Origin of the sequence: Bacillus cereus group sp. MYBK195-1 (genome assembly GCF_051916605.1) — a bacterium.
GTDB lineage: Bacteria > Bacillota > Bacilli > Bacillales > Bacillaceae_G > Bacillus_A > Bacillus_A cereus.
Genome location: NZ_JBQAGZ010000001.1, coordinates 591,253 through 611,228 on the forward strand (window position 1 = coordinate 591,253; position 19,976 = coordinate 611,228).

The window sequence follows — 19,976 nt, forward strand, 5'->3', positions numbered from 1 at the left end:
TGTATGCAGAATGAGGAAGGATTTACTCTGTTAGAGATGCTATTAGTAATGGTTGTCATAACTATATTATTACTATTAATTATTCCAAATGTAGTTACACAGCGTTCATCGGTCCAAGGAAAAGGGTGTGCAGCTTACATGAAATCTATAGAAGCGCAAATACAAGTATATCAATTACAACATAATAAAATTCCATCGTTAAAAGAACTGGCAGATGAAAAGTATATTACAACTGATAAGTGTCCGAATGGCGAATCTATTCATATATCAGATGATGGCACAGTATCAATTAGGGCATTGTGAAACAACAAGGGTTTACTTTTTTAGAAATGTTACTCGTTTTATTTGTTATTTCTGTATTAAGTATAGTTACGTATTTTAGTGTTCATTCCTTATACGAGCGACAAAAAGTTGAACAATTTTTGAGACAGTTTTCAAATGATATTTTGTATATGCAGCAATTAGCGATAAACCGTCAAAAGCACTACACATTACGTTGGCATAAAGATAGAAATATGTATGCTATAAAAGAGTCAGGTACAAAGTATTATATCGTTAAGCGAGAGTATGAAGAAGATATACAAATTGATTTGCATACGTTTCCAAATCCGATGACATATAATCCAAGTGGAAATATTAATAGAGGTGGTACGATTATAATTTCGTATAGAAATTATAAATATGAAATTGTATTTCAGCTTGGAAGAGGGAGATTTACGTATCGTGAAATGTCAAAAAGGATCCATAATGGCTGAAATGATTGTATCGTTAAGTGTTTTAATGATGGCTGTATCGTTACTACTACCGCAAACAGTATTAGTTATGCAAGAAAGAAAAAATATACAAATTCGTTATAAGGCAACTGGATTATTAAAAAAAGAAGCAGCTATATATATGTATGGAAATGAAGAAAAGCGAATAATAGAAAAGAATATAAATGGAATTGTGTATTACACATATTGGGGAGGAAATGAAGTTTGTACCATGTGGAAAGATGTGAAAGACAGAATGATGGAACAATGCTTTTATGTAGGAGAAAAAATAAATTAGAATTTGGTTTTTCATTAATAGAAATGATTGTATGTCTGTTTCTATTATCAATATTTTTTTTGCTCTTTCCCCGCCTACATTTCATTGAAATGGAAAATAAACAGTCGAAAGGGTTAAATGATTGGGAGTGGGATGTGTATTTAGGGCAAATGCAATTGGAGTTTCGTGAAGTATCATCTGGAGAACAGCTAGCATTTGAAAATGGAGAAAGTATTTTACAATTCCGATCGCGTAATGGGAGTGAAGTATCGTATGAAAAAGAGAATAGTCGTCTTATAAGAAAGGTAAATAGGCGCGGGAGGGAAGTTGTTTTACAAAATATTGGAACGGTTTCTTACAAACTAACACCTCATGTACTCATTATAAATGTGAAAGATACTAGTGGGAAAATATATGAAGGTGTAGTTATGCGATATAGCGAAATAGGAATAAACGTATGAGAAAGCAAAAGGGATTTACAATGCCTGGAACGATTATCTTTCTTATTTTATTAACTTCTTTTTTTATATACGAAACAAATATGTTGTTTACAGATAAAAATTTTTATATAGGAATAGAACAAAAATTTTTATTGGATGAATTACTTAACCGATCTATTACAGATATAAAAAAAGACTTACAGCAAAAAGAAAAAGAAGATACATTTTTCTTTCAGTATGAAAAGGGAGAAGCGAGTGGAAATTATGTCTTTGAAAATGATTTAATTCTCGTTGCTTTGCAGTGTACACTCAAACAGGAAGCTTTCTATACGGTGAGTTTTCGGTATAGAAAAAAGGATGGGAAAATAGTCGATTGGATAGAAAGATAATATGTAAAATATATATATAGATAAACCAGGATTTCCTATTGTAAATTGAATTGATTTTTTAGAAGAAATGGATAAATATAATGATTAAAAGTTTAAATTTTCTCAAAAAAGAGAAAGGTAGAAAGAATATGATATATTCATGCTATCCAATCATTATTTTTAGGGAGAATAGGGAAATGACAAACAACAATCAAATAGGTGAAAATAAGGAACAAACTATTTTTGATCATAAAGGAAATACGATTATGACAGAAGATAGAGAAATACACATTATTTCAAAATTCGAAGAACCTCTTATTGTCGTATTAGCAAATGTACTAAGTAATGAAGAATGTGACGAATTGATTGAAATGTCTAAAAATAAAATGGAGCGTTCTAAAATTGGTTCATCACGTGATGTAAATGATATTCGAACAAGTAGCGGTGCATTTCTGGAAGACAATGAACTTACTTCAAAGATTGAAAAACGAATTTCATCTATCATGAATGTTCCGGTGGCGCACGGAGAAGGATTGCACATTTTAAATTATGAAGTGGATCAACAATATAAAGCACACTATGATTATTTTGCGGAACATAGTAGATCAGCTGCTAACAATCGTATTAGTACGCTTGTAATGTATTTAAATGATGTAGAAGAAGGCGGAGAAACGTACTTCCCAAAATTAAATCTTTCTGTACACCCTAGAAAGGGAATGGCAGTATACTTTGAGTATTTTTATCAAGATCAATCACTAAACGAGCTTACGTTACACGGAGGGGCACCTGTAACGAAAGGCGAGAAATGGATTGCAACGCAGTGGGTGAGAAGAGGTACTTATAAGTAAAAGCGAGTGTTACGTTTTGTTCTTTATAGTATAAGAACAAAACGTTTTTTTATTAAACAAAGTAGCATCTTTCGTTATAATAACAATTAATAAATGACGATTGAGAGGACAAGAAATGAAATCTATATACATAACCGGCTACATGGGAGCAGGGAAAACAACAATTGGAAAAGCGTTAAGTAAAGAACTTCAAATGGATGTTGTAGATACTGATCAAAAAATCGAAGAGAAGCAAGAGAAGGCAATTCGAAAAATTTTTGCCGAAGAAGGCGAAATGGCTTTTCGGGAATATGAAAGCGAAATGTTACGTGCGCTACCAATCCATAATGTTATTATTACAACTGGTGGGGGAATTATTGAACGAGCGGAAAATCGCAAGTGGATGAAAGAGAACGGAACTGTCGTGTATTTATATTGTGATCCGCATGTAATTGCAGAAAGGCTTCGGGAAGATACGACACGTCCACTATTTCAAAAGAAAGATATAGATGCATTCGTAAAGAAATTTGAATCACGCCGAGCTTATTATGAAGAGGCTCATATTCATATCGATACGACAAATAAGTCTGTAAAGCAAATTATGAATGAATTAAAGGAAAAGATTAATGTATAAAAAAGTGGACATACTAATCAAGTAGAGGTGATGATAATATGTCTACTAATGATTATGTTCGCTTTGTGACGCAGCAGTTTGTGTCGTATATGGATGCTCCAAAAGAAGATCGAAAACAAAAGAAAGAACAACGCCGTGCTGAAAAAGAGCCATTTATGAATAAGTGGTTTGGTGTTATGCCGCTGAGTGCTGCTTTGTTTTACCGAAATGTAAAAAGTAAAAGAAAAAAATCAAGTTAAATTTTAGTCATATGTTTAGCAAACCAAAAATCCCCTAGTGTCTTATTACACTAGGGGATTTTTATTTACTGCACGGATTCTTGTTCTTCCGTAACGGCATGTATTTTATTGTTCACCCATACGAATCCTATTCCGATACAAATAGAAATGCCCCAGCCGACAGCGGTCATAATCGCTCTCATTTCACCATAGCCATCTACACCAAAAACAGAGATGAAATAAATTTTTAAAAAGCTTTTTAATATAAATTGCAGTCCGAAAAATAACGTTAAATATTGCAGTGCTGGATATATACGACTATCACGATAAAGCTCACGACTTTTATCGCGGTCATGGCCTTGCAGCGCTGCAATATCCGCAGCGAAATATAACATAAGTGGTTTTTTTATGAAAATTGTACAGATGACGATAATACCGAGTACGATGTGATAATATGCATCATTCCACAACATTCGTTCAGCTGACCCAGATAATAAATCTACCGTTGTATTAGAAATGAGTGTAATTAAAATAAAGAACCCTGTCACGTTAAACTGTTTTTCTTTTTTAAAGGTATACAGTGTATAAATAATCCCCGGCACAGAGGAAAGTAACATCGCGTAATAAGGATCGATATAAGGTTTTGCAAATTTCCAAATGAGGAATGGGATTACGAGATAAAAGACAAGATCTAATATAGCTTTTTTATTTTGATTCATACAAAGCCTCCTTAAGTCATACATATATTTTATAATATAATTTCTGAAAATTGTATAAGGTTTAATGGGAAAAGAAAAAATATATCAATTTTCGAGGGGTTAGTAGATTGAAAAAAATTGCCCCTAGCGTAGTAAGTTTTTTTAATATATAATAAAGGAAACGCTTTCATTTTGATTTGTTCACAAAATGGACGGAAAATCACATATTTACTATCGATATGTTGCTTTATAATGAAACTAATTAAATATACATGCATACAATATTGTGAAATAAATAACATAAATAATCTATATAAATGTAAACGTTATCAAAAGAGAGAGGTGGAGACAATGAGTAAATTTTTCTTCAATCATAATCCAGCAACAGTAGAGGATGGAAGGCTTGTTAAATATGCTGAAATTATTTATGGAGAAGGTGGCCGTTCTGTATTAGAAAATTTAATGGTGAAGGCATCTATCAGATTGCGTGATCGTTATCCGAATAAATCTGACGAGCAGATCTCGAACCTAGTAAATAAAGGCATCCATGATATGTTTCAAAAATATGTGAGCGAGTAAGAGTGGCCAATGGCTGCTCTTATTTTTTTGTATAAGGATTGTAACTCTAGCTGAAAATAAACATGTATTCTGAAAAACGTAAAAAGGAGTGGGAAAGATGAGCAATGGAATTGGACGTTCGAAAGAAAATCTTCCAACTGATGCAAATCATGTGAGCGCGAAGGATCGTGCGCATCAAAAACGCATGGCAAAGCAAAAACAACAAGAGCGTAATGAGGATAGAGAATAACTCGAAATAAAGCTCCTTCTAAAGCAGAAGGAGCTTTATTTTGATAGAAAATGATTCGCGGTAACATAAAAGAGTCCACCGTTAATAATTTGCACTGTAATACGTGGTTCATACTGTTCTTGCAGAGCTTGTTTTTCAATTTCATAGCTCTCAGGAAGTTCGTCACTTTCTTCATAAAAACGGTTTAAAAGGTCTAAATCATGATTCCAACGCACTCTTGCTTCTTTTGCCCACGTATGGTCATCTTCTGCAATTATATTTTTTAAAGCGTCTTCTATACGTTGTAAACCACTTTGCGGTTTAATGATAGGCGAGAGCGTAAAACAAAAATCAGGTATTTTTGGTGTAAGTTTAATGTTTGTTAATGTTTCATGAAAGTTTGCCATCATTGTTCCAGAAATGAGATGAATACCAATCGAGTGAAGGATGTCTTTTTTTCGATCACATTGATAGGAAACTTTTATATTAATACCGAGCCAAGGGTGGAGCGGTGTATGTGTTGCCCCATTATGTCTTACATCCTCATATAAACGTATGTATGAGCCTAATTCTTTTGTCGTTTGGAAAATTTGATGTAGACGTGGTGAACCGTAGTGAATAAGCTCACCATCATTTTCTTCATTTTCTGGATTTGTAATAAGAGTAAGGCGCATCGGATTCGGTACGCCTCCTGTTTTCTCAAGATAGTGCCAATAAAAAGGGCGATTCATTAATAATTTATCCATCTCAATTGTTAACTGTACATCTAATAAATGAGGAGAACGTTCTAAAATTTCACAGTTATTCGCCTCAAAGAAATTGTATAAGTAATTATGAATTTCATGTTGCTGCATAGCCTTGCACCTCAGCTTCATTTCGTTTCGCAAAGTCGATAATAGATGTTAAGTTTTCCATCTTAATTCTAATTTCACCTTCGCTTTTTGATTGCGCGAAAATTTCTTGAATGTGCGCGTCGATGTTTTTCATATTAATTCTCGTTAAAATTTCATCGAGTTCACCAATAACACGCTCGAATAAGTTGATTTTTTCATATAACAGTTTCAGAATATGTTCTTCAACAGTATGCTTTGTAGCTAAGTTATAAATATGAACATCATTTTTTTGACCGAGACGGTGAATACGTCCGATTCTTTGCTCAAGACGCATTGGATTCCATGGCAAATCATAATTGATCATATGGCTACAAAACTGTAAGTTAATCCCTTCACCACCAGCTTCAGTTGCAATTAATACTTGTGCGTGGTTTTGGAAAAGCTCCTTCATCCAATCTTTCTTCCCGCGTTTAAACCCGCCGCGGAATGGAACGGAAGAAATACCGTGTTGTTGTAAAAACCATTGTAAGTACATTTGTGACGCTCGATATTCTGTGAAGATAACGACTTTATCGTCAATTTCTTTTATAAGCTCAAGAGCTTTATTTGCTTTTGAGTTGAAAGGAATATGATTAATTTTGTCCATTAGCACATCGATATGTGGATCTTTTATATAATGTTCGTTTTCTTTCTGTCTTTTTTCTACATGCTTTTTCAATGAATAGTAAACAGCCTCACGACTACTACACGCTTCCCGTTTTAAAGTTAACGATGAGAAAGCAGATGTGAAGGCGTCTTGTCCTCGCCAATTCTCGATATCATTATATAGAGCTTGTTCTTGTTCATTAAACTCAACAAAAATTGTACGTACATGTCTCTTCGGCCAATCGATACCGGTATTATGTCGTCTATTTCGCACCATTACTTTATTAATGAGAGCTTTTAAGTCTTCATCTGATTCGGCTGAACGATTTTTGGAAGCGTAATATTCTTCAAAGTTGGATTGATTGCCTAAATGTCCTGGCTTTAATAAAGAAACAAGGTTAAAAATTTCATCAATCTTATTTTGAACAGGAGTAGCGGTTAGTAATAAACAAAACTTCTTTTTTAATCGTTGTGCAAATTCATAGTTTTTTGTTTTATTATTTTTCAGTTTATGTGCTTCATCGATAATAATAAGGTCATATTCTAAGTTCAAAACGATATCGCGATGTGGTGAACGTTTCGCAGTATCAATTGATGATACGATTACGTCAGCTTGTTCCCACGAGTAGCTTTTCTTTTGTGCTACAGCGGGAATGAAAAACTTTGTATTCAGTTCGTATGCCCATTGTGATACGAGAGAGGCTGGGACAAGTATAAGTACCTTTTTCACAAGCCCGCGGACCATGTATTCTTTCAAAATAAGTCCAGCTTCAATAGTTTTTCCAAGGCCTACTTCATCTGCTAGAATCGCTTTACCGTTCATTTGTTCAATCACATTTTGAGCGACTTCTAATTGATGCGGAAGCGGCGTGAAATGGGATAAATGTTTCGGTGCTTGTAGTCCATCAAAAGTAGGAACAAGTAACGATTTTTCTGTTTCATAAGCTAAGTGATATAAATCCCAGTTTGTCCAAGGACCATCTTCGTCAATTCTATTCAAAAAATTGTTTTGCCACGTCCGATCTACGGAAATATCGACATTCATTACGACTCTCCCACCTTTTATAAACTAAAGTAATTATTTTTTAATGTATGATGATTTGCCTTAAAAGAAGGCATAATTATCGTTATTAAAGGCTATATGATAGACAATAATAAAGTATTAAATCTCAAAAGCTGTATTTATTGTGTTTTAACATAAAAAATTCTAAATTATTTTTTATGCTAGAATATTGATGAAATATAGCGAATGATGTTAGGATAATGGTGTGAAATGTGTGGAATCTTTCGTATTTTATCCAAGAAAGTGATTTTTTATTTACGCTTTCATAAAAAAATATAATGAGATTCCGTATATCCTATCTTTTCAGAATGAAAATGTTTAGAAAAGGGAAGCAACTTTTATTGATTTGTCAAAGCATAAGGGGGAGAGAGCATGATTACATTACAACGTACACCGTTATTTGATGTATACGCGAAGTATGGTGGGAAAACAATCGACTTCGGTGGTTGGGAATTACCAGTTCAATTTTCAAGCATTAAAGAAGAACACGAAGCTGTACGTACAGCTGCAGGTTTGTTCGATGTATCTCATATGGGAGAAGTTGAAGTAAAAGGTGTAGATAGTTTAGCATTTTTACAACGTGTTGTTACAAATGACGTATCTACCTTAAAGGTAGGGGGCGCACAATATACAGCTATGTGCTACGAAAATGGTGGTACAGTAGATGATTTATTAATCTACAAACGTGGTGAAGAAGACTATTTATTAGTAATCAATGCATCAAATATCGAGAAAGATTACGAATGGCTAGCAAGTCATGTAATTGGCGATGCGACAGTAGTCAATGTTTCTAGTGAAGTTGCACAGCTTGCAATTCAAGGACCAAAAGCAGAAGGCATTTTACAAAAAGTTGTGTCAGAAGATTTGAAAGAAATTAAGTTCTTTAAATTTAAAAACGATATTCTTGTAGATGGAATTCCAGCACTTGTATCTCGTACAGGTTACACAGGTGAAGATGGATTCGAAATTTACTGTAAGAGTGAAGATGCTGCAAAACTTTGGGAGAAACTTCTTGAAGTTGGAGCAGAAGAGGGCTTAAAAGCATGTGGTTTAGGTGCTCGTGATACACTTCGATTCGAAGCAACATTACCACTTTATGGACAAGAATTATCAAAAGATATTACACCGATTGAGGCTGGAATTGGCTTTGCGGTAAAAACAAATAAAGAAGCAGACTTCTTTGGAAAAGCAACGTTAAAAGAGCAAAAAGAAAACGGTGCGCCTCGTAAATTAGTCGGCATCGAAGTAATCGAACGTGGAATTCCTCGTACGCATTACCCTGTATTTATTGGTGAAGAAAAAATTGGGGAAGTAACGAGTGGTACACAATCTCCAACGTTAAAGAAAAGCATTGGTTTAGCACTAATTGATGTAAAATACGCAGCAGTTGATACAGAAGTAGAAATTGAAATTCGTAATAAACGCGTCAAAGCAGTAGTTGTTCCAACACCATTTTACAAACGTTCAAAGTAACGGGGAGAGGGGTAGATTTCATGTTGCATCGTTATCTTCCAATGACAGAAGAAGACAAAAAAGAAATGTTACAAACGATCGGCGTTCAAACGATCGATGAATTATTCTCTGATATTCCAGAGAGTGTTCGTTTTAAAGGGGATTTAAAAATTAAAGAAGCAAAATCAGAGCCAGAGCTTTTAAAAGAGCTATCTCAAATGGCTAGTAAAAATGCTAACTTAAAAGAATACGCTTCTTTCTTAGGAGCAGGCGTATACGATCATTATGCTCCAGTAATTGTAGATCATGTTATTTCTCGCTCAGAATTTTATACAGCTTACACACCATACCAACCGGAAATTTCACAAGGGGAATTACAAGCAATCTTTGAATTCCAAACAATGATTTGTGAATTAACAGGAATGGATGTAGCAAACTCTTCTATGTATGACGGGGGGACAGCTTTAGCTGAAGCGGCAATGTTAGCAGCTGGCCATACTCGCAAAAAGAAAATTCTTGTATCTAGCGCGGTTCATCCAGAATCAAGAGCAGTGCTTGAAACGTATGCAAAAGGTCAAAATCTTGAAGTTGTTGAAATTAATCATAAAGATGGTGTAACAGATTTAGACGTATTACAAAGTGAAGTAGATGATACAGTTGCTTGTGTAATCGTTCAATATCCAAACTTCTTCGGACAAGTTGAAAAATTAGCTGATATTGAAAAAATCGTTCATCAACAAAAATCATTATTTATCGTTTCTTCAAATCCATTATCATTAGGTGCATTAACACCACCAGGGAAATTTGGTGCTGATATTGTAATCGGTGATGCACAACCATTCGGTATTCCAACGCAGTTTGGTGGACCGCACTGTGGTTACTTTGCAACAACGAAAGCATTTATGCGTAAAATTCCAGGACGTCTTGTTGGACAAACTGTAGATTCAGATGGTAAACGTGGATTTGTATTAACGTTACAAGCACGTGAACAGCATATTCGTCGTGATAAAGCGACATCTAACATTTGTTCAAACCAAGCGTTAAATGCATTAGCAGCTTCTGTTGCAATGACGGCACTTGGCAAACAAGGTGTGAAAGAAATGGCACGTCAAAACATTTCTAAAGCACAATATGCAAAACGTCAATTTGAAGCGAAAGGCTTCACAGTAACATTTGCTGGACCATTCTTCAATGAGTTTGTTGTAGATTGCAAACGTCCAGTGAAAGAAGTAAACGATGCATTATTACAAAAGAATATTATCGGCGGTTACGATCTAGGCCGTGATTATAAAGAGCATGAAAACCATATGCTTGTAGCAGTAACTGAGCTTCGTACAAAAGAGGAAATTGACACACTTGTAAACGAAATGGGGGCTATCCAATGAAGAACCAAGACCAAGCACTTATCTTTGAAGTGAGTAAAGAAGGACGCATAGGATATAGCTTACCCAAATTAGATGTAGAAGAAGTGAAACTAGAAGATGTGTTTGAGAGCGATTATATTCGAGTAGAAGATGCAGAGCTACCAGAAGTATCTGAACTTGATATTATGCGCCACTATACAGCACTTTCAAACCGTAACCACGGTGTGGATTCTGGATTCTATCCACTTGGATCTTGTACGATGAAATATAATCCGAAAATTAATGAGAGTGTAGCTCGTTTCGCAGGATTTGCAAATATTCATCCGTTGCAAGATGAAAAGACAGTACAAGGTGCAATGGAATTAATGTACGACTTACAAGAGCATTTAATTGAAATTACAGGTATGGATACTGTTACTTTACAACCAGCAGCTGGTGCACACGGAGAATGGACAGGTTTAATGTTAATTCGTGCATACCATGAAGCGAATGGTGACTTTAACCGTACGAAAGTAATTGTGCCTGACTCTGCTCACGGAACGAACCCAGCATCTGCAACTGTAGCTGGTTTTGAAACAATTACAGTAAAATCAAATGAAAATGGCCTTGTTGACTTAGAAGACTTAAAACGTGTTGTAAACGAAGAAACAGCAGCACTTATGTTAACAAATCCTAATACATTAGGTCTATTCGAAGAAAATATTTTAGAAATGGCAGAAATCGTCCATAATGCAGGCGGTAAATTATACTATGATGGTGCAAACTTAAATGCGGTATTAAGCCAAGCACGCCCAGGAGATATGGGATTTGACGTTGTGCATTTAAACCTTCATAAAACATTTACAGGTCCTCACGGCGGTGGTGGCCCAGGTTCTGGTCCAGTAGGTGTGAAAGCTGATTTAATTCCGTACTTACCAAAACCGATTTTAGAGAAAACCGAAAATGGTTATCACTTCAACTACGACCGTCCAGAAGCAATTGGTCGTGTGAAACCATTCTATGGTAACTTCGGAATTAACGTTCGTGCATACACGTATATTCGCTCTATGGGGCCAGATGGATTGCGTGCAGTAACTGAGTATGCGGTATTAAATGCGAACTATATGATGAGAAGATTAGCGCCATTCTACGATCTTCCATTCGATAGACATTGTAAACATGAATTTGTATTATCAGGTCGTCGTCAAAAGAAACTTGGTGTACGTACATTAGATATTGCAAAACGTCTGCTTGATTTCGGTTATCATCCACCAACAATTTACTTCCCATTAAATGTGGAAGAATGTATTATGATTGAGCCGACAGAAACAGAATCAAAAGAAACATTAGATGGTTTCATTGATAAGATGATTCAAATCGCTAAAGAAGTAGAAGAAAATCCAGAAGTTGTACAAGAAGCACCGCATACGACAGTCATTAAACGTTTAGACGAAACGATGGCTGCACGTAAACCAGTTTTACGTTATGCGAAGCCAGCTCCTGTACAAGTTTGATTAAAATAACAAAGGAAGAACTCGCTGAGGCGGGTTCTTTTTTTGTATGGATAATTTGTCCCGCATTAACGGACAGTAAACTCCCAACTCAAAACTTAGCTGGTGCAAAGAAGCCAGGTGGGAGATAAACTGTCCGTAAATCCCCACTGATTAAAGTTTCACTTTATGCAGAAATAGTGAAGAAAATGTTAAAAAAATATGTTTTTTGTTTCCTAATGGTGTAAAGGTGTAGTTTTATAGGTAGTTTTGTTGAAAAAGTCGGTTTGATAAAAGTATTTATTTTTGTTAGAATTTTATTGAAATTAAGAAGATGTGATGAGGCAAAGATTACTCATTTTTATGTATATGTGAAAAAACGAACAAGACGGGGGTGAAATTTTGGGATATCGATGTTATAGAATGGTATACCATTTAGAAAATGGAGAAACAATTAAAGATGTAAAAGAATTTTGCTATCGAGACCAAGGAAAAGTGTTAGAAAGAGTAGCAAATCGTGTAATGGATAATAGAGAAGTGACGGCGATTGATAAACAAGGAACAATCATTTCAATAGCATGTGAGGACATTGTAAAGGTGGAACTTGATTACATAACAGAAAGTTAACCTTGAGTCATATCGAATTATTCGATAAAATAAACTGTTGAATGGTGAAGTGAGAAGAGAGGAGTTTATCATGGGTAGTACAAGACACTTTTATATGTTTATCTTAGCGTTTGTTCTTGTTGTGGCATTAACGATTTACTTAATCGTTGACAGCAGCTGGTACAACACAGTTCATCCGGCATTCCTTCTGTTTATGTATATAGGAATTGCAGTAGTAAGTTTCGGAATGAGAGACGAGATGTTAGATCGCTTTGAAAAGTGATACATATACGAAAGACCAACAGGAAAATGTTGGTCTTTTTTTCTTGCTAAAAATAGGATTGTGTGTATATACTGTATATATAAGGTATATACAGTATATACACAAACTGGAGGAAAACATGAATATTATTATTTCGAATTCTTCCCAAGACCCTATTTATGTGCAAATAAGAAAACAATTAAGCCAGCTTATTTTAAATGGCGGTTTAAAGGGTGGAGATCAATTACCGTCTATTCGTAGCTTAGCGAAGGAATTACAAATTAGTGTCATTACAACGAAGCGTGCATACGAGGAGCTTGAAAAAGAAGGATATATAGAAACTGTTGCTGGGAAGGGGACTTATGTTTCACGTAAAAATAATGAACTATTAAAAGAACAAAGGCTTCGCCTATTGGAAAGTAAAGCGGAAGAGATTGTGAATGAAAGTAAAGCGTTGCAGCTTTCACTTGAAGAATTACAGCAGATGATTGCGTTTTTATATAAGGGGGAATGAGAGAGATGTTAGAGTTAAAAAACGTTTGTAAAAGTTATGAAGGTTTCGCAGTGAAAAATATAAGTTTTACGTTACCACGCGGATATATTATGGGGTTTGTCGGACCGAATGGGGCCGGGAAAAGTACGACGATCAAAATGATTATGAATTTAATTAAAAAAGATAACGGAGATATAAAAATTTTTGGCAAGGACAATAAGAAAGCTGAAAAGGAAATAAAACAAAATATCGGCTTTGTATATGATGAAAATCATTATTACGAAGATTTAACGTGTGAACAAATGAAGCGTATTATTGCACCGTTATATAAAAAGTGGGACGAAGAGCAGTATCAATCGTATATGCATAGATTACAAGTTCCAAAGTATAAAAAAATTAAAGAATTATCAAAAGGAATGAAAATGAAATTTGCGATTGCAATCGCACTTTCGCACCACGCAGAGTTTATTATTATGGACGAACCGACAGCAGGGTTAGATCCAGTTGTTCGAAGTGAATTACTTGATATGTTGCAAGAAATTGTAATGGAAGATGAAGTATCCGTATTATTCTCAACGCACATTACAACAGATTTAGAGCGCATTGCAGATTATGTTACGTTCATCAATGATGGAGAAATTATATTTACTGGTGAAAAAGAAGACTTAATGGAGAACTACGTAATCGTAAAAGGAAGTAATGATTTATTAGACCGAGAAGGAAAAGAACTATTTGTTGGATTACGAAAAAATAAGTTTGGTTTTGAAGGTTTAGCGAAGGATAAACAAGGAATTATCGATTGGTTTGGAAATGAGGTTGTACTAGAAAAGCCTACATTAGATGACATTATCGTTTACACTGCGAAAGGGAGAGGTGCCTATGCGTCAGCTAATCTATAAAGATTTGTTCTTTTTTCGGGTTATGTGGTTAGTGTATTTTATTATGCCTCTTGTTTTCTTTGGATTAGATCCAGATGGTGAATTGTTATTTCCAATGAGTTGCTTACTCATAACGATATCATCTTCTATGATACTAATAGCGATGGATGAAAAAAATAAAAGTGATGTTATTATAAATAGTTTACCTGTTGGACGAAAGGATATCATTATTGCTAGATATATTTCGGGTGTAATATTTATTGTAGGTGGCATGATTTCTACTACGCTAGTTGTTTTTCTTATAAGAGGTATCGCTGTCATTGGTGATATTGGAGCTTATCATCCCAATTTGTATATTGAAATTCCTTGGTATGTAGTAGTCAGAGGTGCTGTATATTCTTTAGTTTATATTACAGCATTATTCCCGAGTTATTATGGGACAAAATCAAAAGTAGTACGTGGAATATTTACAGGTGGAGCCGCTGGAATAGGTGTTATTGTTGGAATGTTTATTGGTGACGGAGAAAGTGCTACGGCATCATTCATTAATTGGATTATGAATCCATTACATTTTGGCATATTTATAGTTGGATTAATCACACTAGCTAGTGTCTATATCGTTTCTATGCTTCTTACAATTAAAATTTATGAAACGCGTGATTTATAGAGAGGAGAATTCATATGCAACAGTTGATTTTGAAGGAGTTTTTTTTACAGAAGAAGATGTTTCCTTTCTATTTTTTAATCCCTATTTTATCTATTTTTAAGAATTCTGTCGAACCAATGGGGATTGCAATAGGAGTATTTATAACATGTAGTACGATTATATATATTTCTTTTTATTATGACGAGAAAAGTAAAGCAGAAAAAGTATTAGTGAGTTTGCCTATAACGAGAAAAGAGATAATTATAGCTAAATATATTTCAAGCACATTATTTATTATGGCTGGTTTGAGTGTAACTTTTATAGTCGTAATATTAGGGAATATTTTATTGAACAGAGATATAGTTATGCCTGGATATGCAATATTTTCAGCAATAGTAGCAACTTTGATTTATTGTGCAGTAACGATACCGACTAATTACATTGGGGGATATAAAGTTATTACTGTCTTGAATTTGATTATGCTTTTTCCTTTAATGGGTATGATTGGTCTTATGTGCAATATTTTTGGTGATAAAACAATTATGTTAAAAGTACTTCACTCTCAAGAGGCTACACAAGCAATGGGTGTTCTTAGTATCGGAGTATTAGTGAGTATATTCGTATCCATGTTCCTCTCAATGAAAATGTTTCAGGAGGCAGAGTTATAGAAGGGACATTTTCATATTAGGAGGTGTAATACATGATCAAGCAACTAATTTTAAAAGATTTCATCATTCAATGGAAATTTTTAATTTGGTACATACTGTATCCTGTTTTCTTTTATATGGCCTTAACAGATACGGAAAATTTATTCATCATTATGTCAGTAATTATTACAATTGGGGCAACAGTAAAAACATTTGAAGCAGATAGTAAAAATGAGAGTGAAGTTATAGTAAATAGTTTACCAATATTGAGAAAACAAATTGTGTATGCGAAATATATAGTAGCAATAATTATTCTTTTTATAAGTGTAACGGTCGGTTGTTTCACGATAGGAATGAAGAGCGAGGTTAACTTATTTGAATTTATTGAAACGACAATGGTTGCTAGTATTAGCTTTATTTTAGTGTATTTAAGCTTTGTTCTACCAATATCTTTTTGGTTAGGATATAAAAAAACTATTCTTATTACAATAGTAATATTCATGGCGCCGATTGTTATTTTAGAAACTTTGTTTCAAATCAACTTGGAACAAATTCAATTATATAACAGCATGTTATTCGTTAGTTCAATATGCATGTTCATAATATCTATCTTTGTTTCAGTAAAAATATATAAAAAAAGAGAATTTTAAAAGGTGCCTTAAAAAAAGGCACCTTCTTCAATAACGACAATACGAGAGCAGTAGTTTATAAAAAGAAACGCTATTTGGTACATCTTTTGGAGTATGTAATATAAAGCTGAAAACGATGATGAGAATAAGAAATAGGAAAAATAAAAATAGGATTTGCTTATGTATAGAATTTTGCATATTATCCACTCCTTTTTTAGGGTAGTATGTCCAAAAGAAAGGAGTGTATGAAAAATTTTAGGAGGGGAGAATGATGAACAAAAGAAAATGGTTATATAGAATAGGAATATTTTTATTTTCAATCGGTCTCATATTAGCAAATGTTTACTCGAATATACCACCGTTATTTCCAAGTTTACATAAAGGGGGTAGTATAAATATTGCCATAGTTGGTCTGTTTTGTCTTATCACATCTAACTTCTACAGAAAGTCTGAATGAATATAAAAAAGGACAGTTACTCTTTTTCAGAAGTACTGTCCTTTTTAAATAACTTATTCCATAGTTTGGCGATACTCCATATAATGACGATTGCAATGGAGGCGATAATAGACCAAACAATCGATATAATTTCAAGTGTCATGTTAGGAAGGAATGTGAGAATGGATAATACTTTATGAAACAATGATTCTATTATATGAAAACTTATTTGTAATAGAATGACGATACAAAGTGTGATCCATGCTAATATTTTCTTTCCTTGCTCTTTCCACATGACATTCACCTCACGTTAGCTTAATAGTTTTAAGCCAACAGCGCCGCATAAAATGCAGCTTAAGAAAGCAAGACGACGCCAATCCGCTGATTCTCGGAAAATAAGGATGCCTAGAAGTGCGCTTCCGGCAGTTCCAATTCCAGTCCAAATCGCGTAAGCAGTTCCCATCGGTAATGTGTTCATCGCAAGAGATAAGAAGAAGAAGCTTACGCCGAAGTTAGCGATCAAGATAACTTTTGGTGCCCAGCCTTTCTTTTCAGTGGCTACTTTCATAAAGAGTACACCAATAATTTCACAAATACCAGCTAGAATTAAAAATACCCAAGCCATTTTATGCAGCCTCCTTCGCTTCTTTTTCTTCTGTTACTCGTTTTAAACCAATTACTCCGAAGAAGATTAAACCGATTAATAAAACTTTTACGATAGAGAAAGGTTCTCCGAAAACGAAAATCTCAGTAAGAACGATTCCACCAGCTCCAATACCTGTAAAGACTGCGTATACAGTGCCGACAGGTAAATCTTTATAAGCTCTAAATAATAAGACGAAACTAATTGTAATTAATAGAGCAACACCAGCCCATTCAAGTGGTGCTTCCGCGTGTTTTAATCCAATCACCCAAAAGATTTCAATAATACCAGCTAAGATTACATAAATCCATGCCATTTGTCATTTCTCCTTCCTACCAGTCGTTAGGTAAAGGGCTTAAAAACGACGCATTGCAAAGGAGCAATCCGTCAGTTTGAAAGGCCTCGCCAAAATACTTGCCAAGAGGCGTTTAAACGAGTCTCAAAGCGATTTAAACCTGCGAATAGTAGTTCAACCATAAGTCCGTCCAGTAAGCATAGGAAAGCTTCTAGAGCGTCTTTCACTTCAATGTTATGCAGTTCACTTTGCTCGTTTGCCTGTTTAAATATAGGGAATAAAAGTTTTCCGACGTTTTCAATGTGCGCATTCGCTTTTTCGATAATTTGTTCGCGAAATGCATCAGGCGGAAAATAAGAAGTTCGTAACCAAAACATTGATTCTTCACTTTCACCAAATCGTTTTGCGTAGCCCTTTAGTAATTGTAAGAGCAATTCTTCAGTAGACGAATTTGAAAATTTTTCGATATCGTCAGTGAAGCTTTGTAAATCTTTTTGAAGAGCGGATTCTAAGCATATAAAATATAGCTCTTCTTTTCCTTTAAAGTGTGCGTAAATCGATGGCTTTTTAATCCCAACTTCTTGAGCAATATTTGCTAATGAAGTTCCTTCGTAGCCGTAGCGTGCGAAATGAGAAAGTGCTACAGCTTTAATGCGGTTTGCTGTCATTTTTATCCCCTACCTACCGTTCGTTAGGTTCATTATATGAGATGGAAAATATAAAGTCAATAGGTGAAGAGCTGAAAAAGAGCGTTATAGGTAACGCTCTTTTTAGACAGTCTCTCGCTCAATTAAATGGAATGAAAGCTCTTTTGCACTGCCGACAATTTGCTCGCTTTGAATCTGCTTATGAAATAAAGAAAAAGCATGTGAGCCCATTGCGAGACCGGGATGTTCAATTGTGGAAATTTCTAATGCCTTTGAAATTTCATGATTATCAAATCCAAGGATAGCAAGGTCTTCAGGTACTCGAATACCATGTTTTCGAGCCTCTGTTAATAAACCAGCTGCAACTTGATCGTTCGCTGTGAAAATAGCAGTTGGACGATTTGTCATATTTAAAATACGATGGAGTATTTGTGCTCCGTCCTGCATTGTATAGCATTGGTGGAAAATCCATTCAGGATGCAACGTTTTCCCTTCGTTACGAAGTGTATCGGCGAACGCTTTTTCTCGCTCTATGGAATTTACACTTGTTTTTCTTGCTAAACAAATTCCGATTTTTTCATGGCCTCTACTTAGTAAATAGGCAGTACCGAGACGGAAACCTTCATAATGATCTACGTAGATGGATGAAATGAGGGGATGCTTCATTTTTTCACATGAAATAATAGGGGCAAATTTTGCAAAAGGTTCGATTTGTTCCCAAGAGCTCGTTCGGGAGCAAATAATCATCCCATCAAATTGTTTCATTTTCATCATTTCAAGAACACGAATTTCTTCAATGCTATCGTAGTTCGTTTGACATAAATTAATGTGATAGCCAGCAGCTAACGCTTCGTTTCCGATTCCTTCAATAATGGTACTGAAGTAGGGGAGGTTAATGAAAGGAAGCATAACGCCAATTGTATATGTTTTCCCTCTTATTAAATGGACAGCATTTATATTTTTTGCGTAGTTTAATTCTTCAACAGCATCTAGAACACGCTTACGCTTTTCTTCTTTTACGTAAGGGTGATTATTCAGGACACGAGAAACAGTTGATATCGATACACCAGCAGTTTTAGCAATTTGTTTTATATTGGCCATATGTATCACCTCTTTCCCTTATTATAAAGGGAAAATAATAAGAAAGAAAAAATCTTGACCTGAAAAGCTTTTCACAAACTATGGTATTAATAAGACTTCTTTTTATTCGCGTAACCTTTTCACTTGGGCGTAAGAATGATAGGGGTCTTTTTTGTTTGCAAAAAGTGTTGTCAAAATGTGTGAGAATAACGTGGAAAGTTTTCAAAGGTGGAGTTTGGTGACAAAGCGAATATGAAGAGAATATCAACGCTTCGTTCGTTAAGAGAGCGGTATGAAAGGGCGGAAACAAATTGAAAAAAAGAATCATTTGTTTCGTGTTTTCTAGTTTCATGCTTAGTTCGTGTTCATTTCAACAAACGATGCAAGAAGAAAAACACTTTGTGGGAACAACAGGAGGAGCTATGGATCGTGTTACGGATCCTATTCCGCTAAAGGAACTCCCAAAATATTTTCCGGTGAAGTTTAAAGTTCCAACGTTTTTACCGTACGACATTACAAGTGATGTGAAGGGGGAAGTAAGAACGCTTGGGAAAAAGAACACTGTCTTAACGATTAAATATAAACAGAAGGAGTCAGGTAGAAATGAGTATATTGAGTTAAATGTCGCGAACTTTCCTTATAGTTTTCCGGATCTTGTGGAAGAGAAGCGATTTCAAGAACAAATGAAACTGAATAATGGAACGTCTGCTTATTTTAAAAATAAAGATGATTATGAACGTGGTGACGAATTTGCTACGCTTATATGGAAAGAGAAAGGAATTGAATATCAACTGCTGTATCGGAATGTAGAAGAGAACGATGAAAAGGTAATCAAGCAGAATTTATTATACATTGCGAATAAGATGAAATGAAAAAACTAGCTGATT

At 34.7% G+C, this 19,976-nt stretch carries 30 protein-coding genes and 1 pseudogene; 22 read left to right on the forward strand and 9 right to left on the reverse strand.

Features of this window, described 5'->3' with window-relative positions:
- The first annotated feature begins 3 nt into the window (after window positions 1-3).
- The 8 genes from comGC to ACTFRY_RS03215 all read left to right on the forward strand — a co-directional run bounded on the left by comGC (window position 4) and on the right by ACTFRY_RS03215 (window position 3,537).
- A complete protein-coding gene (gene comGC, locus ACTFRY_RS03180) occupies window positions 4-303 on the forward strand; it encodes a competence type IV pilus major pilin ComGC (RefSeq protein WP_001178683.1) in 300 nt (99 codons plus the stop codon).
- Window positions 300-755 (forward strand): competence type IV pilus minor pilin ComGD, encoded by a 456-nt coding sequence (comGD, locus tag ACTFRY_RS03185; protein ID WP_000813143.1) that lies wholly within the window; start codon window positions 300-302, stop codon window positions 753-755. Before comGC ends, comGD begins: the two co-directional genes overlap by 4 nt.
- Window positions 748-1,050 carry a hypothetical protein gene (locus ACTFRY_RS03190; RefSeq protein WP_000829473.1) on the forward strand — a complete coding sequence of 101 codons (303 nt, stop codon included), beginning with the start codon at window positions 748-750 and terminating at the stop codon, window positions 1,048-1,050. The genes comGD and ACTFRY_RS03190 overlap by 8 nt, the downstream gene beginning before the upstream one ends.
- Window positions 1,020-1,490: a competence type IV pilus minor pilin ComGF gene (gene comGF, locus ACTFRY_RS03195; protein ID WP_000923099.1), complete on the forward strand. Its 471-nt coding sequence runs from the start codon at window positions 1,020-1,022 to the stop codon at window positions 1,488-1,490. The genes ACTFRY_RS03190 and comGF overlap by 31 nt, the downstream gene beginning before the upstream one ends.
- Window positions 1,487-1,858, forward strand: coding sequence for a competence type IV pilus minor pilin ComGG (gene comGG / locus ACTFRY_RS03200; RefSeq protein WP_044795904.1), 372 nt, complete (start codon window positions 1,487-1,489; stop codon window positions 1,856-1,858). Before comGF ends, comGG begins: the two co-directional genes overlap by 4 nt.
- A 176-nt stretch (window positions 1,859-2,034) precedes the next feature.
- On the forward strand, window positions 2,035-2,685 hold the full coding sequence (locus ACTFRY_RS03205) for a 2OG-Fe(II) oxygenase (protein WP_141541448.1): 651 nt from the start codon (window positions 2,035-2,037) through the stop codon (window positions 2,683-2,685).
- Between the two features lie 115 nt (window positions 2,686-2,800).
- On the forward strand, window positions 2,801-3,298 hold the full coding sequence (locus tag ACTFRY_RS03210) for a shikimate kinase (RefSeq protein WP_044795907.1): 498 nt from the start codon (window positions 2,801-2,803) through the stop codon (window positions 3,296-3,298).
- Window positions 3,299-3,336: 38 nt separating this feature from the next.
- The gene (locus tag ACTFRY_RS03215) at window positions 3,337-3,537 is read left to right on the forward strand and encodes a YqzE family protein (RefSeq protein WP_000106083.1); all 201 of its coding nucleotides are present in this window, start codon (window positions 3,337-3,339) and stop codon (window positions 3,535-3,537) included.
- A gap of 65 nt (window positions 3,538-3,602) precedes the next feature.
- On the opposite strand, the gene ACTFRY_RS03220 is transcribed toward ACTFRY_RS03215, so the two are convergent.
- Window positions 3,603-4,235 (reverse strand): VC0807 family protein, encoded by a 633-nt coding sequence (locus ACTFRY_RS03220; RefSeq protein ID WP_001073111.1) that lies wholly within the window; start codon window positions 4,233-4,235, stop codon window positions 3,603-3,605.
- 141 nt (window positions 4,236-4,376) lie between these two features.
- Window positions 4,377-4,492, reverse strand: a pseudogene (locus ACTFRY_RS03225) (GTP pyrophosphokinase).
- 73 nt (window positions 4,493-4,565) lie between these two features.
- Here ACTFRY_RS03225 and ACTFRY_RS03230 point away from each other — a divergent pair.
- On the forward strand, window positions 4,566-4,793 hold the full coding sequence (locus tag ACTFRY_RS03230; RefSeq protein ID WP_000032702.1) for a hypothetical protein: 228 nt from the start codon (window positions 4,566-4,568) through the stop codon (window positions 4,791-4,793).
- Window positions 4,794-4,890: 97 nt separating this feature from the next.
- A complete protein-coding gene (locus tag ACTFRY_RS03235) occupies window positions 4,891-5,022 on the forward strand; it encodes a hypothetical protein (protein WP_044795910.1) in 132 nt (43 codons plus the stop codon).
- A gap of 35 nt (window positions 5,023-5,057) precedes the next feature.
- Here ACTFRY_RS03235 and ACTFRY_RS03240 read toward each other — a convergent pair whose 3' ends face one another.
- Together ACTFRY_RS03240 and ACTFRY_RS03245 are read right to left on the reverse strand one after the other, a co-directional pair.
- On the reverse strand, window positions 5,058-5,855 hold the full coding sequence (locus ACTFRY_RS03240; protein ID WP_001183964.1) for a YqhG family protein: 798 nt from the start codon (window positions 5,853-5,855) through the stop codon (window positions 5,058-5,060).
- Window positions 5,842-7,524 (reverse strand): DEAD/DEAH box helicase, encoded by a 1,683-nt coding sequence (locus ACTFRY_RS03245; RefSeq protein WP_001100037.1) that lies wholly within the window; start codon window positions 7,522-7,524, stop codon window positions 5,842-5,844. The genes ACTFRY_RS03240 and ACTFRY_RS03245 overlap by 14 nt, the downstream gene beginning before the upstream one ends.
- A 390-nt stretch (window positions 7,525-7,914) precedes the next feature.
- Between ACTFRY_RS03245 and gcvT the strand changes: the two genes are divergently transcribed.
- The 11 genes from gcvT (at window position 7,915) to ACTFRY_RS03300 (ending at window position 16,445) form a co-directional block, all read left to right on the forward strand.
- Window positions 7,915-9,015: a glycine cleavage system aminomethyltransferase GcvT gene (gene gcvT / locus ACTFRY_RS03250; RefSeq protein WP_000631769.1), complete on the forward strand. Its 1,101-nt coding sequence runs from the start codon at window positions 7,915-7,917 to the stop codon at window positions 9,013-9,015.
- Window positions 9,016-9,035: 20 nt separating this feature from the next.
- Window positions 9,036-10,379 carry an aminomethyl-transferring glycine dehydrogenase subunit 1 gene (gene gcvPA / locus ACTFRY_RS03255; protein WP_000903240.1) on the forward strand — a complete coding sequence of 448 codons (1,344 nt, stop codon included), beginning with the start codon at window positions 9,036-9,038 and terminating at the stop codon, window positions 10,377-10,379.
- Entirely contained in the window at window positions 10,376-11,851 is a 1,476-nt protein-coding gene (gene gcvPB, locus ACTFRY_RS03260; RefSeq protein WP_000795702.1) for an aminomethyl-transferring glycine dehydrogenase subunit 2, read from the forward strand. The genes gcvPA and gcvPB overlap by 4 nt, the downstream gene beginning before the upstream one ends.
- 399 nt (window positions 11,852-12,250) lie before the next feature.
- A complete protein-coding gene (locus tag ACTFRY_RS03265; RefSeq protein WP_000262496.1) occupies window positions 12,251-12,454 on the forward strand; it encodes a DUF3929 family protein in 204 nt (67 codons plus the stop codon).
- 70 nt (window positions 12,455-12,524) lie between these two features.
- Entirely contained in the window at window positions 12,525-12,716 is a 192-nt protein-coding gene (locus ACTFRY_RS03270; RefSeq protein WP_000535933.1) for a hypothetical protein, read from the forward strand.
- A 118-nt stretch (window positions 12,717-12,834) separates the two neighbouring features.
- A complete protein-coding gene (locus tag ACTFRY_RS03275) occupies window positions 12,835-13,209 on the forward strand; it encodes a GntR family transcriptional regulator (RefSeq protein ID WP_001021353.1) in 375 nt (124 codons plus the stop codon).
- 5 nt (window positions 13,210-13,214) lie between these two features.
- Window positions 13,215-14,087, forward strand: a complete 873-nt coding sequence (locus ACTFRY_RS03280) for an ABC transporter ATP-binding protein (protein ID WP_044795912.1) — start codon at window positions 13,215-13,217, stop codon at window positions 14,085-14,087.
- Window positions 14,068-14,733 carry an ABC-2 transporter permease gene (locus tag ACTFRY_RS03285; protein WP_044795913.1) on the forward strand — a complete coding sequence of 222 codons (666 nt, stop codon included), beginning with the start codon at window positions 14,068-14,070 and terminating at the stop codon, window positions 14,731-14,733. The genes ACTFRY_RS03280 and ACTFRY_RS03285 overlap by 20 nt, the downstream gene beginning before the upstream one ends.
- 14 nt (window positions 14,734-14,747) lie before the next feature.
- Window positions 14,748-15,380 carry an ABC-2 transporter permease gene (locus ACTFRY_RS03290; protein ID WP_001186566.1) on the forward strand — a complete coding sequence of 211 codons (633 nt, stop codon included), beginning with the start codon at window positions 14,748-14,750 and terminating at the stop codon, window positions 15,378-15,380.
- 32 nt (window positions 15,381-15,412) lie between these two features.
- On the forward strand, window positions 15,413-16,009 hold the full coding sequence (locus ACTFRY_RS03295) for an ABC-2 transporter permease (RefSeq protein WP_000595338.1): 597 nt from the start codon (window positions 15,413-15,415) through the stop codon (window positions 16,007-16,009).
- A gap of 247 nt (window positions 16,010-16,256) precedes the next feature.
- On the forward strand, window positions 16,257-16,445 hold the full coding sequence (locus ACTFRY_RS03300) for a hypothetical protein (protein WP_044795914.1): 189 nt from the start codon (window positions 16,257-16,259) through the stop codon (window positions 16,443-16,445).
- Between the two features lie 16 nt (window positions 16,446-16,461).
- Here ACTFRY_RS03300 and ACTFRY_RS03305 read toward each other — a convergent pair whose 3' ends face one another.
- The 5 genes from ACTFRY_RS03305 to ACTFRY_RS03325 form a co-directional block, all read right to left on the reverse strand.
- Window positions 16,462-16,719 carry a DUF3975 family protein gene (locus tag ACTFRY_RS03305; protein ID WP_000265427.1) on the reverse strand — a complete coding sequence of 86 codons (258 nt, stop codon included), beginning with the start codon at window positions 16,717-16,719 and terminating at the stop codon, window positions 16,462-16,464.
- A gap of 15 nt (window positions 16,720-16,734) precedes the next feature.
- Window positions 16,735-17,049: a DMT family transporter gene (locus tag ACTFRY_RS03310; protein WP_000312623.1), complete on the reverse strand. Its 315-nt coding sequence runs from the start codon at window positions 17,047-17,049 to the stop codon at window positions 16,735-16,737.
- A 1-nt stretch (window position 17,050) separates the two neighbouring features.
- On the reverse strand, window positions 17,051-17,383 hold the full coding sequence (locus ACTFRY_RS03315; RefSeq protein WP_000312349.1) for a DMT family transporter: 333 nt from the start codon (window positions 17,381-17,383) through the stop codon (window positions 17,051-17,053).
- A 71-nt stretch (window positions 17,384-17,454) separates the two neighbouring features.
- Window positions 17,455-18,036 (reverse strand): TetR/AcrR family transcriptional regulator, encoded by a 582-nt coding sequence (locus ACTFRY_RS03320; RefSeq protein ID WP_002181118.1) that lies wholly within the window; start codon window positions 18,034-18,036, stop codon window positions 17,455-17,457.
- A gap of 96 nt (window positions 18,037-18,132) precedes the next feature.
- Window positions 18,133-19,110, reverse strand: coding sequence for a LacI family DNA-binding transcriptional regulator (locus ACTFRY_RS03325; protein WP_044795916.1), 978 nt, complete (start codon window positions 19,108-19,110; stop codon window positions 18,133-18,135).
- A gap of 314 nt (window positions 19,111-19,424) precedes the next feature.
- Between ACTFRY_RS03325 and ACTFRY_RS03330 the strand changes: the two genes are divergently transcribed.
- Window positions 19,425-19,961, forward strand: a complete 537-nt coding sequence (locus ACTFRY_RS03330) for a hypothetical protein (RefSeq protein WP_025966335.1) — start codon at window positions 19,425-19,427, stop codon at window positions 19,959-19,961.
- The last annotated feature ends 15 nt before the right edge of the window (window positions 19,962-19,976 follow it).

Coding starts and splice junctions, on each gene's coding strand:
- ACTFRY_RS03290 (WP_001186566.1), top strand. CDS start 14,748: ATGCAACAGTTGATTTTGAAGGAGTTTTTTTTACAGAAGAAGATGTTT.
- ACTFRY_RS03220 (WP_001073111.1), bottom strand. CDS start 4,235: ATGAATCAAAATAAAAAAGCTATATTAGATCTTGTCTTTTATCTCGTA.
- ACTFRY_RS03270 (WP_000535933.1), top strand. CDS start 12,525: ATGGGTAGTACAAGACACTTTTATATGTTTATCTTAGCGTTTGTTCTT.
- ACTFRY_RS03190 (WP_000829473.1), top strand. CDS start 748: ATGGCTGAAATGATTGTATCGTTAAGTGTTTTAATGATGGCTGTATCG.
- ACTFRY_RS03210 (WP_044795907.1), top strand. CDS start 2,801: ATGAAATCTATATACATAACCGGCTACATGGGAGCAGGGAAAACAACA.
- ACTFRY_RS03280 (WP_044795912.1), top strand. CDS start 13,215: ATGTTAGAGTTAAAAAACGTTTGTAAAAGTTATGAAGGTTTCGCAGTG.
- ACTFRY_RS03235 (WP_044795910.1), top strand. CDS start 4,891: ATGAGCAATGGAATTGGACGTTCGAAAGAAAATCTTCCAACTGATGCA.
- ACTFRY_RS03245 (WP_001100037.1), bottom strand. CDS start 7,524: ATGAATGTCGATATTTCCGTAGATCGGACGTGGCAAAACAATTTTTTG.
- ACTFRY_RS03305 (WP_000265427.1), bottom strand. CDS start 16,719: ATGTGGAAAGAGCAAGGAAAGAAAATATTAGCATGGATCACACTTTGT.
- ACTFRY_RS03205 (WP_141541448.1), top strand. CDS start 2,035: ATGACAAACAACAATCAAATAGGTGAAAATAAGGAACAAACTATTTTT.
- gcvPB (WP_000795702.1), top strand. CDS start 10,376: ATGAAGAACCAAGACCAAGCACTTATCTTTGAAGTGAGTAAAGAAGGA.
- ACTFRY_RS03295 (WP_000595338.1), top strand. CDS start 15,413: ATGATCAAGCAACTAATTTTAAAAGATTTCATCATTCAATGGAAATTT.
- ACTFRY_RS03310 (WP_000312623.1), bottom strand. CDS start 17,049: ATGGCTTGGGTATTTTTAATTCTAGCTGGTATTTGTGAAATTATTGGT.
- gcvPA (WP_000903240.1), top strand. CDS start 9,036: ATGTTGCATCGTTATCTTCCAATGACAGAAGAAGACAAAAAAGAAATG.
- ACTFRY_RS03230 (WP_000032702.1), top strand. CDS start 4,566: ATGAGTAAATTTTTCTTCAATCATAATCCAGCAACAGTAGAGGATGGA.
- ACTFRY_RS03275 (WP_001021353.1), top strand. CDS start 12,835: ATGAATATTATTATTTCGAATTCTTCCCAAGACCCTATTTATGTGCAA.
- comGG (WP_044795904.1), top strand. CDS start 1,487: ATGAGAAAGCAAAAGGGATTTACAATGCCTGGAACGATTATCTTTCTT.
- ACTFRY_RS03315 (WP_000312349.1), bottom strand. CDS start 17,383: ATGGCATGGATTTATGTAATCTTAGCTGGTATTATTGAAATCTTTTGG.
- comGC (WP_001178683.1), top strand. CDS start 4: ATGCAGAATGAGGAAGGATTTACTCTGTTAGAGATGCTATTAGTAATG.
- comGF (WP_000923099.1), top strand. CDS start 1,020: ATGCTTTTATGTAGGAGAAAAAATAAATTAGAATTTGGTTTTTCATTA.
- ACTFRY_RS03265 (WP_000262496.1), top strand. CDS start 12,251: ATGGTATACCATTTAGAAAATGGAGAAACAATTAAAGATGTAAAAGAA.
- ACTFRY_RS03215 (WP_000106083.1), top strand. CDS start 3,337: ATGTCTACTAATGATTATGTTCGCTTTGTGACGCAGCAGTTTGTGTCG.
- ACTFRY_RS03285 (WP_044795913.1), top strand. CDS start 14,068: ATGCGTCAGCTAATCTATAAAGATTTGTTCTTTTTTCGGGTTATGTGG.
- ACTFRY_RS03240 (WP_001183964.1), bottom strand. CDS start 5,855: ATGCAGCAACATGAAATTCATAATTACTTATACAATTTCTTTGAGGCG.
- ACTFRY_RS03300 (WP_044795914.1), top strand. CDS start 16,257: ATGATGAACAAAAGAAAATGGTTATATAGAATAGGAATATTTTTATTT.
- ACTFRY_RS03325 (WP_044795916.1), bottom strand. CDS start 19,110: ATGGCCAATATAAAACAAATTGCTAAAACTGCTGGTGTATCGATATCA.
- gcvT (WP_000631769.1), top strand. CDS start 7,915: ATGATTACATTACAACGTACACCGTTATTTGATGTATACGCGAAGTAT.